13 protein-coding genes are annotated in these 11,933 nt (G+C 60.5%); all 13 read right to left on the bottom strand.

All coding sequences use genetic code 11. The annotated features are described in order from the left end of the window. Positions 1-48: 48 nt before the first annotated feature. Positions 49-477 (bottom strand): GNAT family N-acetyltransferase, encoded by a 429-nt coding sequence (locus Q2T52_RS08675; protein WP_302076310.1) that lies wholly within the window; start codon positions 475-477, stop codon positions 49-51. A 30-nt stretch (positions 478-507) separates the two neighbouring features. Beyond that, complete coding sequence (gene ureC, locus Q2T52_RS08670; protein ID WP_302076309.1) at positions 508-2,220, bottom strand: urease subunit alpha; 1,713 nt, start codon at positions 2,218-2,220, stop codon at positions 508-510. A gap of 66 nt (positions 2,221-2,286) precedes the next feature. After that, the gene (locus tag Q2T52_RS08665; RefSeq protein ID WP_302076308.1) at positions 2,287-2,706 is read right to left on the bottom strand and encodes a lysozyme inhibitor LprI family protein; all 420 of its coding nucleotides are present in this window, start codon (positions 2,704-2,706) and stop codon (positions 2,287-2,289) included. A 28-nt stretch (positions 2,707-2,734) separates the two neighbouring features. After that, the gene (locus Q2T52_RS08660; protein ID WP_302076307.1) at positions 2,735-3,040 is read right to left on the bottom strand and encodes an urease subunit beta; all 306 of its coding nucleotides are present in this window, start codon (positions 3,038-3,040) and stop codon (positions 2,735-2,737) included. A 14-nt stretch (positions 3,041-3,054) separates the two neighbouring features. Next, positions 3,055-3,312, bottom strand: coding sequence for a DUF1272 domain-containing protein (locus tag Q2T52_RS08655; RefSeq protein WP_302076306.1), 258 nt, complete (start codon positions 3,310-3,312; stop codon positions 3,055-3,057). Between the two features lie 10 nt (positions 3,313-3,322). After that, complete coding sequence (locus Q2T52_RS08650) at positions 3,323-3,625, bottom strand: urease subunit gamma (protein WP_302076305.1); 303 nt, start codon at positions 3,623-3,625, stop codon at positions 3,323-3,325. A 20-nt stretch (positions 3,626-3,645) separates the two neighbouring features. Further along, positions 3,646-4,470: an urease accessory protein UreD gene (locus Q2T52_RS08645; RefSeq protein WP_302076304.1), complete on the bottom strand. Its 825-nt coding sequence runs from the start codon at positions 4,468-4,470 to the stop codon at positions 3,646-3,648. Beyond that, positions 4,407-5,618, bottom strand: coding sequence for a CE1 family esterase (locus Q2T52_RS08640; RefSeq protein ID WP_302076303.1), 1,212 nt, complete (start codon positions 5,616-5,618; stop codon positions 4,407-4,409). Before Q2T52_RS08640 ends, Q2T52_RS08645 begins: the two co-directional genes overlap by 64 nt. A 124-nt stretch (positions 5,619-5,742) precedes the next feature. After that, positions 5,743-6,438 carry an urea ABC transporter ATP-binding subunit UrtE gene (gene urtE / locus Q2T52_RS08635; protein ID WP_302076302.1) on the bottom strand — a complete coding sequence of 232 codons (696 nt, stop codon included), beginning with the start codon at positions 6,436-6,438 and terminating at the stop codon, positions 5,743-5,745. Positions 6,439-6,695: 257 nt separating this feature from the next. Then, positions 6,696-7,451, bottom strand: coding sequence for an urea ABC transporter ATP-binding protein UrtD (urtD, locus tag Q2T52_RS08630; protein ID WP_302076301.1), 756 nt, complete (start codon positions 7,449-7,451; stop codon positions 6,696-6,698). A gap of 6 nt (positions 7,452-7,457) precedes the next feature. Further along, positions 7,458-8,609 (bottom strand): urea ABC transporter permease subunit UrtC, encoded by a 1,152-nt coding sequence (gene urtC / locus Q2T52_RS08625; protein ID WP_302076300.1) that lies wholly within the window; start codon positions 8,607-8,609, stop codon positions 7,458-7,460. Beyond that, positions 8,606-10,225, bottom strand: coding sequence for an urea ABC transporter permease subunit UrtB (gene urtB / locus Q2T52_RS08620; RefSeq protein WP_302076715.1), 1,620 nt, complete (start codon positions 10,223-10,225; stop codon positions 8,606-8,608). Before urtB ends, urtC begins: the two co-directional genes overlap by 4 nt. 293 nt (positions 10,226-10,518) lie before the next feature. After that, complete coding sequence (gene urtA / locus Q2T52_RS08615) at positions 10,519-11,808, bottom strand: urea ABC transporter substrate-binding protein (protein ID WP_302076299.1); 1,290 nt, start codon at positions 11,806-11,808, stop codon at positions 10,519-10,521. Positions 11,809-11,933: the final 125 nt, after the last annotated feature.

The following is an 11,933-nucleotide window of genomic DNA, read 5'->3' as shown; positions in this document are numbered from 1 at the left end:
ACCAATCACCCTTTCCGATCTTGGATAAAAGCCTTCGGGGTGGACCGTTCAATTCGACAAGGCGCGACGGAAGAAGACCACCCGCTTCGTCTCCTGAAAACCCCATGCAGCGTGCGCCTGATGGGAGATCAAATTGTCAATCTCCGCATCAGAACAAAGTTCATCATAGCCTTCGCTTCGGAGCTCGGCCATTATTTGCGCCAAAAGGGCAGCACCCACACCGGAGCGACGCTCTTTCGGCTCTACCCATATTCCTTCCAGAAACGGCACTGGGGTGCGCGTACAGCCGTTTGCATAATCGCGAATGGAAACCTCGGCGAAACCCTGAGACTGGCGGTCTCCTCCGGTTGCAAGGTATGCGCGATGGCGCGGGTTGCAAAGCATGGCAACGATTTCTGCCTTGTGGGCTCCAATGTCCAATCGACCCCATAGGCCATTGCGCATCCGGCACCATTCTTCCACATCCTCCGCATTCATCCTTCGGACTGTGGAGGTCATGCAACACCCTCAAAACAGGAAATACCGCTGGGCCATCGGCAGCACGGTTGCCGGTTCGCAGGTCAGAAGTTCGCCATCGGCGCGCACTTCATAGGTTTCCGGGTCCACCTCGATATGCGGGGTCAGGTCGTTGAGGATCATCGATTTCTTGGAAATGCCTCCGCGGGTATTCTTGACCGCCACCAGCTGCTTGGCAACGCCGAGCTTGTGGGCAAGGCCGGCATCCAGCGAAGCCTGGGAGACGAAGGTGACGGAGGAATTGGTGCGGGCCTTGCCATAGGCGCCGAACATCGGACGGTAATGCACAGGCTGCGGTGTCGGGATCGAGGCGTTCGGGTCCCCCATGGGGGCTGCCGCGATCACACCGCCGAGCAGCACCATGTCCGGCTTTACACCGAAGAAGGCCGGGTTCCAGATCACCAGATCGGCGCGCTTGCCGACTTCCACGGAGCCGATCTCGTGGCTGAGACCATGGGCGATCGCCGGGTTGATCGTGTATTTCGCGATATAGCGGCGCACACGGAAATTGTCGTTATCGCCGGTTTCCTGAGCCAGACGCCCGCGCTGGCGCTTCATCTTGTCGGCCGTCTGCCAGGTGCGGATTGCCACTTCGCCGACGCGGCCCATGGCCTGACTGTCAGACGAGATGATCGAGAAGGCACCGATATCGTGCAGGATGTCTTCCGCCGCAATGGTTTCCTTGCGGATGCGGCTCTCGGCAAAGGCGATGTCTTCCGGGATGGACGGCGACAGGTGATGGCAGACCATCAGCATGTCCAGATGCTCAGCCAGCGTATTGACCGTGTAGGGTCGCGTCGGGTTGGTGGAAGACGGCAGCACGTTCGGCTGGCCGCAGATCTTGATGATGTCGGGTGCATGGCCACCGCCCGCCCCTTCCGTGTGGAAGGCGTGGATGGTGCGGCCCTTGATGGCACCCACAGTATCTTCCACGAAGCCGCTCTCGTTCAGCGTATCCGTATGGATCATCACCTGCACGTCGTATTCGTCGGCAACCGCCAGGCAGCAGTCGATCGCACCCGGCGTCGTTCCCCAGTCTTCGTGGAGTTTCAGCGAGGTCGCGCCGCCCAGAACCATTTCTTCCAGCGCGCCAGGCAGCGAGGCATTGCCCTTGCCTGCGAAAGCGAGGTTCATCGGGAAGGCATCGGCCGCCTCGATCATGCGGGCAATGTGCCAGGGGCCGGGCGTACAGGTCGTGGCAAGCGTGCCATGCGCGGGGCCGGTGCCGCCGCCCAGCATGCAGGTGAGGCCACTCATCAGCGCCTCTTCGATCTGCTGGGGGCAGATGAAGTGGATATGCGCATCCATGCCGCCGGCGGTCACGATCTTGCCCTCGCCGGCAATGGCTTCCGTGCCGGGTCCGACGATGATGTTCACGCCCGGCTGCGTATCCGGGTTGCCCGCCTTGCCGATCGCGACGATGCGGCCATCCTTCAGGCCGATATCGGCCTTCACGATACCGCTATGATCAACGATGACGGCATTGGTGATGACGGTGTCCACGGCGCCATTGGCGCGGGTCACCTGGCTCTGGCCCATGCCGTCGCGGATAACCTTGCCGCCGCCGAATTTCACTTCCTCGCCATAGGTGGTGAAATCCTTCTCCACTTCGATGAAGAGTTCCGTATCGGCAAGGCGCACCTTGTCACCAACGGTGGGGCCGAACATGCTGGCATAGGCCGCGCGGGACATCTTGTAAGGCATGGGCTTCTCTGGCTCCGGTATCACAAGCAGGCAGCCGGCGCCCCTCGCGCCGGGCAAGCCTGAAAATTATTGTTGGCCGATCGTGTCGGCGAGTTGTTTGAGTTCTTCGGTGCGGACCTTGCTGAGTTCCGCCTTGCAGGACATGACAAGCATTGGCTCCATGGTGCCGCCATGGGCGGAATAGCCTTCCGCCTCGCATTCGCCATCCCGGTAATCGATCCAGGCGCGCTGCGATTTCAGCAGCGCATTTTCCGCTCCGCGCTGATCGACATCCAGCTTCTTGTCCCAATCGGCCAAGGCTTTGCGGGTCACCTTCCACTGGGCGTTGAGATCGGCATCGGCTGCGTTGAAATCCTGCTCAGCGCAGTAATTCATCTCCATCTGCGTATCGGCTTTTTCGCAGTTGACCTTCGGCTCCTCGGCATCCGCCGGAGCATCCATCAACAGCACGCAACCGCAGAGGATCGACATCAGCACCATTTTCATCGCAGGCTCCGCCCCATCTGTCCGTCGATCACAGTTTGCCCATGACCTTCTGGCGGAAACCATAGACCTCACGCTTGCCGGAAAGCGGAATGAGCGTCACCGTACGGGTCTGGCCGGGCTCGAAACGTACGGCAGTCCCTGCCGGAATATCGAGGCGCATGCCGCGCGCCTTGTCCCGCTCAAACGACAGTCCGCCATTCGTTTCAAAGAAATGGTAGTGGCTGCCAACCTGCACCGGGCGGTCGCCCGTATTGGACACGTCGATCGTCACGGTCGGCGCGCCGCTGTTCAATTCGATCTCGCCATCTGCGGCAATGATTTCACCGGGGATCATTCTCTTTCCCTTTCTCAGGCGACACGCAGAGGCGCGCAGCCCTCAGCCTTGAGGATGCGTTTAGTGGAGGCCGGGTTGTTCGCAAGCTTGCCAGCTGGCCGGACCGGACGCCTCACCAACTCACCACCACAATTTGGGCAGATGCCAGACAGCGTATTCGAAGCGCAGTCCACGCAATAGGTGCATTCGAAACTGCAGATCACCGCCTCAAGGCTTTCGGGAGGCAGGTCCTTGTCGCAGCATTCGCAGTTCGGCCTTAGTTCCAGCGCCATGACACCCTCGTCAGCGAATCGGTTCGTGCACGGTCACCAACTTGGTGCCATCGGGGAAGGTTGCTTCCACCTGCACGTCGTGGATCATCTCGGCCACGCCTTCCATCACCTGCGCACGGGTGATGACATGGGCACCGGCTTCCATCAGTTCGGCAACGGCACGGCCGTCACGCGCGCCTTCCACGACGAAATCGGTGATCAGCGCAATGGCTTCCGGATGGTTCAGTTTCACGCCGCGTTCCAGGCGACGACGAGCAACCATCGCGGCCATGGAAATCAGAAGCTTGTCTTTTTCTCTCGGGCTGAGGTTCATGGGTTCCCCAAATCTTTTTCTCAGATGTTCCAGACTTTCGGCACTGGCGCGCCGTTTCGCAAGAGCGAAATGACAGGGCTCAGAATTTTTCTCAAGGCAAAGCCATCAGATGCAGCGATGCGCACCACAAGCTTGTCCTGCCAATGGCTTGCGCCAGCATAACCATGCTCAAGAAGCGGCTTCAGGCGTGGCAGAAATATTTCGCAGGATGGGCCGGAATACAAGACGGTGGCAAAGGCCACCTTGGTCCCAAGCGTCGCCGCATGTGAGCCGATCCGGGTGATCTCATCCTCGAATCGCACCTCTTCCGCGTGGATCAGCCGCCCGTTGCGGCGAATGCGCCAGCGGTCGCGAAACAGCCCGTGGTCCGCCCGCTCGCCCATGGCGGTGCGCCCGAGGATCATGGCTTCGACGGCGAGAAACTCCGCATTGGCGGCAAGATCGACCTCCAGCTCACGGGTCAGCGAAGCGCGGTCGAACAGGATGGTTTCCTGCGGCAGCCAGAAAACGCGTGTATCTTCAGCGGCCTCGATACGGGTGATGAGATGAGCGGTGTCGGCGGCGGCCTTGTAGACCTTTTCATTCGCCTGCGTGGTAACGGTCACATGCGTGCCGGGACCGGCGCGCAGCCCCCATTCCAGCCGGTCGCCACCGGTCAGCCCGCCCGAGCTGTTGATGAGAATGGCTTCCAGTTCATCGGAAAAGGTTTCGGGCAGGCGGATCTTCGCACAGCCCTCCTGGAAAAGCTCGGCGAGCCTTGTGCGCCCGCCCAGCGATTTGGTTACAAGGCGCCCTTTGCCCCGAGCGCGCTGCGGCGCTGGTCGACCGGCTGGCTGTTGCTGCACGTCATCCCCTCGGCATTCTGATCCGCCGCAGCATCCGCACCGCACACCACCACCACAGCCTTTGCCTTGGCAGCTGCAGGCGTGGCCTTGGCGACGAGATCGGTACTATCGGCCTTGCGGAAGAAGTCCCACATCCGCTGCGCCGGATCAACATTCGGATCGAAAGATGGCTTCTTCGCCGCCGAAACCTTCACGACCCCTGCCTGCGATTCAGCGGCAGCGGCCATGACGCGCTGCTTGGAGCTCGGCGTCGGCCATTCGTGATCGGCATCGGCGAACTCATAGGTCGCAATGCGCGCACCATTGCCGCAGGTGCCATACAGGCTGTAGGTCACGCCATCGGCGCTTTCGGAAACGCCATTCCCCTTGCAATTGTCCAGTTCGGTCCAGCGCTGCAGCGCGACCTTGAAACTGTACTGCCAGTAGGGTTTGCCGCCGCCCACGTAAGGATTGGTCACATCCTTCTGTCCAGCAAAGGCAATCACGGAAAGCGGACGCGCGGGATTGCAGCTCGCAGGGTCCGGACCCCATTTGCCATCCCGCTCGACGGGCAGGCCCGCCCGCATGGAATTGACGAAACCAACCGAAGCGAAATCACTGGCACCGGAGCAGACATAGGCGGACAGCATCCGCCCACCGCCGGAATAACCGGACGCGAAGATCTTCGTGGGATCGACGCAAAAGTCCTGCTTCACGGCTTCCACGGTTGCCTTGATAAACGGGATCTCGTCCAGCCCGCCCTCTTGCGTCGTCACGAAGGGCACGTTCCAGGCATAGGTATCCGGCATCTTGCCGCTGAGGCTGCCTTGCGGCGCCACGACGATGAAACCTTCCTTGGCCGCCACCTTGTCGAAGGAGCTGCGCTCCATCTGCCCGCGCGGATTGCTGTTGCTGCCATGGAAGTCGAATACAACGGAAAGTTTTTCACTGCCCGTGTAAGCGGGAGGAATATAGATAACTGCATGGCGCTCGATGGAACCAACCGGCACGGTCAGTGTTTGATAGCCTGATTGGACCGGCGTTCCGCATCCCGCTGCCTGCGCCATGGCAGTCGCGCCCAGAAAAATCGCCCCCGCCGCAGCTATGTTAGCAAGAGGGCGGGCAAAAGCGCGCGCAAAGGGGAATGCAGTCACGAAACCAAATGGCATCAAGCGCCTCATCGATAGGAGGGGAAGGGCATTTCGATACTGTGTCAGAAAGCGCGCCGTTCCTACCATATTAGATGATGCTTTGAAACCTTTGAAATTCGCGTGAGCCATGCATTAATAAAGGTTAAACGGTCAGGTGTCGCCTTGCTTCTGCCGTATCCAGGGTTTCGGCACCCCCTTCGTGCACGATTTCGCCACGATCCATGATATAGACGTGATCTGCAAGCTCCCGGCAGAAATCCAGATACTGTTCCACAAGCAGGATGGCCATGCCTGTGCTGTCTCGCAAGTAGCGGATGGCCCGGCCGATATCCTTGATGATCGAGGGTTGAATGCCTTCGGTGGGCTCGTCGAGGACCAACACCTTGGGACGCGTCACCATCGCCCGCCCGATGGCGAGCTGCTGCTGTTGGCCGCCTGAGAGGTCGCCTCCGCGTCGCCCGAGCATGGATTGCAGCACTGGGAAGAGGCTGAAGATGTCGTCGGGAATGAAGCGATCCTTGCGCGCAAGCGGCGCATAGCCCGTTTCCAAATTCTCCTGCACTGTCAGCAGCGGAAAGATTTCTCGCCCCTGCGGCACGTAGCCGATACCGAGCTTGGCGCGATTATAGGGTGCCAGACCGTTCAGGCTCTCACCCTCGAAGGCGATCGTGCCTGCACTCACCGGATGCTGGCCGGTGATGGCGCGCAGCAGCGAACTTTTGCCGACGCCGTTTCGGCCGAGCACGCAGGTGATCTTGCCCATCGGCGCATTCACGGAAACACCGCGCAGTGCCTGGGCGGCACCGTAGTGAAGATTGACGTTGTTGACTGTCAGCATGGTGCGCCCCCTGTTTTGTTTTGGAAGGGAGCGTAACCCCCCTCTGCCCTGCCGGGCATCTCCCCCACAAGGGGGGAGATCAGAAAGAGGCGGTCGCTCGCTCCCCCTCCAACGGTGTTCGAATGCCTGGTGTGACCTTCCGATAAAGAGAGCCTGCTTGATCTGGTGCAAAAGGTCGGCGCCCAGCTGATCTCCCCCCTTGTGGGGGAGATGTCCGGCAGGACAGAGGGGGGTGACGTAATCCGCATAGATACCCCTCACCGTCCCAAATAGTTCTCGATGACCTTCGGATCGGACGACACGAAATCAATCGACCCCTCGGCCAGAACCGAACCTTCCGCAAGGCACGTCACCTTCACCCCGAGATCGCGGATGAAGCCCATGTCGTGCTCGACCACCACGACCGATCGGGTCTTGGCAATCTCGCGCAGCAGAATGGCGGTTTCGGCGGTTTCCGCATCGGTCATGCCGGCCACAGGTTCATCCACCAGCAGAAGCTTCGGCTCCTGCGCGAGCAGCATGCCGATCTCCAGCCACTGCTTCTGGCCGTGGGAGAGATTGGCGGCCAGCTCATCACGGCGATGCGTCAGGCGAACGGTGGTCAGGATTTCCTCGATGCGATTCTTGTCCTCCGCCGACAGGCGATAGAACAGGGTTGCGAAGACGCCGCGATTGCGGTTCAGCGCCAGTTCCAGATTGTCCCACACAGTATGGCTTTCAAACACGGTCGGCTTCTGGAACTTGCGGCCAATGCCGAGCTGGGCAATCTCCGCCTCGTCCTTCTTGGTAAGGTCGATCTTGCCGCCATCGAAATAGACATCACCGCTGTCCGGCCGCGTCTTGCCGGTGATGATGTCCATCATCGTCGTCTTGCCGGCACCGTTCGGACCGATGATGGCGCGAAGCTCACCGGGCTCGACGGTAAAGGATAGCGAGTTCAGCGCTTTGAAACCATCGAAGGAAACGGAAACACCGTTGAGGTAGAGAAGGCTGTTGGTAGTCTTGTCGATCATCTGACCTCACTCCGCCGCCTGGGGCTTGCCGTTAAGATGCGTCGGCGTTTCCGCCGCCTGTGCTGCCCGCCGCTTGGCGAGCGCTTGGGCGACCGTGCCGACAATGCCCTTGGGCAGGAACAGCGTGACGAGCACGAAGAGGCCACCCAGCGCAAACAGCCAGAATTCTGGGAAAACGCCGGTGAAGATCGTCTTGCCGCCGTTGACCAGCACGGCACCGATGATCGGACCGATCAGCGTGGAACGCCCGCCGACCGCCGTCCAGATGACGACCTCGATGGAATTGGCCGGGGCAAATTCGCCCGGATTGATGATGCCGACCTGCGGCACGAACAGCGCGCCTGCAATGCCCGCCATCATCGCCGAGACGACGAAGGTGAAGAGCTTGATGTTCTCCACCCTAAAGCCCAGGAAGCGCACCCGGCTTTCGGCATCGCGCACGCCGAGCAGCACCTTGCCGAACTTCGAGCGAACGATGGCAGACGCCAGGATCAGGCAGAGCGCCAGCATGATTGCCGACAGGGCAAACAGAACCGAGCGGGTGCCATCCGACTGAACGGAGAAGCCGAGAATGTCCTTGTAGTCCGTCAGGCCGTTATTGCCGCCGAAACCCATATCGTTGCGGAAGAAGGCGAGCAGGAGCGCATAGGTCATCGCCTGCGTGATGATCGATAGATAGACGCCGTTGACGCGCGAGCGGAAGGCGAACCATCCGAACACGAAGGCGAGCAGACCCGGCACGACCAGCACCATCAGTGCCGCGAACCAGAACATGTCGAAGCCGTACCAGAACCAGGGCAACTGCTTCCAGTTGAGGAAGACCATGAAGTCGGGAAGGATGGGGTCGCCATAGACGCCGCGGCTACCGATCTGGCGCATCAGATACATGCCCATGGCATAACCGCCGAGCGAGAAGAAGGCGCCATGACCAAGGGAGAGAATGCCGCAATACCCCCAGACGAGATCCAGCGCTAGCGCCAGAAGCGCGTAGCAGAGATACTTGCCGAGCAGCGACATCACATAGGTCGGCACATGCAGCGGATTATCGGGCCCAAGCAGCAGATTGCTCATCGGCACCAGCACCGCAAAACCCAGCAGCACCGCCACCATGGCGACGATACGCCCTTCCAGTGCGCGGAGAAAAAAGCTCGTAATCATGCTTCGATCGCCCTTCCCTTGAGTGCGAACAGACCGCGCGGACGCTTCTGGATGAAGAGAATGATCAGCACCAGCACCAGGATCTTGCCGAGAACCGCGCCAACCCAGGGCTCAAGGAACTTGTTGAGGACACCGAGCGTCAGCGCGCCGACCAGCGTTCCCCAGAGATTGCCGACACCCCCGAACACGACAACCATGAAGCTGTCGATGATGTAGGATTGGCCGAGATTGGGGGAGACGTTGTCGATCTGGGAGAGCGCCACCCCGGCAATACCGGCAATGCCGGAGCCGAGCGCGAAGGTAAAGGCATCAACCCAGGGCGTTCTGATGCCCATGGAGGAGGCCATGCGCCGGTTCTGCGTCACCGCCCGCATCATCAGCCCGAAGAAGGACCGCTTCATCAGAAGCAGAAGTCCGAGGAAGATCGTCAGCGAGAACAGCACGATCCACATGCGGTTCCAGGTGACCTGCATTCCGCCGAGCGGGAACGAACCGGACATCCAGCTGGGATTGCCAACCTCGCGGTTCGTTGGCCCGAAGATGGAGCGCACCAGCTGCTGCAGCACCAGCGAGACACCCCAGGTGGCCAGCAGCGTTTCCAGCGGACGGCCATAGAGGAAGCGGATGACGCCGCGTTCGATGATGAGACCGGCAGCCCCCGTCACCACGAAGGCGACCGGCAATGCGATGGCCAGCGAATAATCGAACGCACCGGGGAATTTCGTGCGGATGATCTCCTGCACCACGAAGGTGGAATAGGCGCCCAGCATCACCATCTCGCCATGCGCCATATTAATGATGCCCATCACGCCGAAGGTGATGGAGAGGCCGATCGCGGCAAGCAGCAGCACCGAACCGAGCGACAGGCCATACCAGATGTTCTGCGCTGCATCCCACAGGGCCAGCGTACCCTCGATCTTCTTGATCGCGGCGTCCAGGTCGCCCTTCAGCGCCGGATCGAGTGTCGGGGCTGCCGTCATCAGGATGCCGATCGCGTCACGCCCGCCAAGACTCTGCAACGTCGCAATTGCCGCGCGCTTTTGGTCCACAGGGCGGTCGGAGGACAACAACGACACCGCGCGGGCCTGCTCCATGCGGAGCTTCACGGCGCGGTCGGTTTCCTTCGCCAGCGCGGCTTCCAGCAATTCGAGATTTTCGGCGCTCGGCGATTTCAGCACGGAGTCGGCTGCCTGCAGCCGGACGACCTTGTCCGGGCTGAGCAGCGTCAGGCCACCCTGGGCAGAGCTGATCGCGCGCCGGAGACTGTTGTTGATCTTGATCTTGGTGATCGCACTCTTCGGCGCTTCGCCAGCGCTAGCACCCGTAACCGGATCGATCAGCGTGAAGCCTGATCCCGCGGCCTTCGCGATGAAGACCTGGCTGTCGGACTTGCGCACATAGAGATCGCCCGCAGCAAAGGCTTCGAGAGCCGGCACAATCCGCGTATCGCCCGTCTTGCCGAGATCGGCAATGATGGCTTCGGCCTGCTCGAAGTTGGCGGTGCCAAGCGCCTTGATCAAAGCGGCAGGGTCATCGGCTGCGCTTGACGCAGCGGTGGCAAATCCCAAGATGAGGCCCAGCAGAATGGCCAGAATGCGCACTGGTCGCAGATACATCCGTCGCCCCTTCAGAAGTATGGCAGACATCTTCATTAGCCCCCCTCTGTCCTGCCGGACATCTCCCCCACAAGGGGGGAGATCACTCTGCAGCACGCACGCCATTTCCAAATCAGGCTTCCCAACAAGCGACCATCAGGAGCCATTGTGGGAATGGTTGGCCAGCCTCTAGCTGATCTCCCCCCTTGTGGGGGAGATGTCCGGCAGGACAGAGGGGGGGTGAAAATTGGGAAAGACCGCGGGCAAGGATGCCCCTGCCCGCGGCAAGTTTGAGGTCAGGGAACGTCAGAGGATCAGGAGCCCTTGCCGCCGCACTTGCCGGTCTTCACATTGAAGTTGCCGCAAGACATGGGCTTGCGCCAATCGGAGATCAGGTCCTTGGAGTCCGGCAGGTAGTCCGACCATTCGTCGCCGACAACCTGAGGCGTCTGCTGGACGATGTCGAACTGGCCGTTGGCCTGGATTTCGCCAATCAGCACGGGCTTGGTGATGTGGTGGTTCGGCATAACGGTGGAGTAACCGCCCGACAGGTTCGGCACGGAGACGCCGACGATCGAGTCGATCACCTTGTCGGTGTCGGTGGTGCCGGCAGCTTCAACAGCCTTTACCCAGGCATTGAAGCCGATATAGGCGGCTTCCATCGGGTCGTTCGTGACGCGCTTGTCGTTCTTGGTGAAGGCATGCCAGGTCTTGATGAATTCCGCATTGACCGGCGCATCAACGGACTGGAAGTAGTTCCAGGCAGCAAGGTGACCGACGAGCGGCTTGGTGTCGATACCGGCCAGTTCTTCTTCACCCACGGAGAAGGCGACCACAGGGATATCCTGCGCCTTGATGCCCTGGTTGCCGAGTTCCTTGTAGAACGGAACGTTCGCGTCGCCGTTGATGGTGGACACGACGGCAGTCTTCTTGCCGGCCGAGCCGAATGACTTGATCTTGGAGACTTCCGTCTGCCAGTCAGAGAAGCCGAACGGCGTGTAGTTGATCATGATGTCGGCTTCCTTGACGCCCTTCGACATCAGATAGGCCTTCAGGATCTTGTTGGTCGTCTGCGGATAGACGTAGTCGGTGCCTTCCAGAACCCAGCGCTGAACGCCTTCCGAGTTCATGAGGTAATCGACGGCCGGAATGGCCTGCTGGTTCGGCGCGGCACCGGTGTAGATGATGTTGCGCGAGGATTCTTCGCCTTCATACTGAACTGGGTAGAACAGGAGCGAGTTCAGCTCTTCGAAGACCGGCAGAACCGACTTGCGCGACGAGGAGGTCCAGCAACCGAAGACGGCAGCGACCTTGTCCTTCGAAATCAGTTCGCGCGCTTTTTCGGCAAACAGCGGCCAGTTGGATGCCGGGTCGACAACAACGGCTTCCAGTTTCTTGCCGAGAACGCCGCCCTTCTTGTTCTGCTCGGCGACGAGCATCAGCATGACGTCCTTCAACGTCGTCTCGGAGATCGCCATGGTGCCGGAGAGCGAATGGAGAACGCCGATCTTGATGGTATCTTCTGCAGCAAATGCGCCCTGAAGCGCCGTTGCGGACATGATGGCAGCGAGCATAGCGCCGCCGATCCGGGCCTTGATAGTCATGGTGGAACCCCTCTTCTCGTTCTTTGGCAACTGGTAGCCGACGGCCCGTTGCGCTTGCGAGATGACTATCGGCTGCTGCGCTGCAAAACGGCATACGTCAATTGACGTAGAGAGTGCCGCCATTC

The sequence above is a fragment of the Rhizobium oryzicola genome (assembly GCF_030504645.1).
Taxonomy (GTDB): domain Bacteria; phylum Pseudomonadota; class Alphaproteobacteria; order Rhizobiales; family Rhizobiaceae; genus Neorhizobium; species Neorhizobium oryzicola.
Note: the sequence above shows the minus strand (reverse complement) of the source record. Positions and strands in the feature narration are given on the sequence as shown.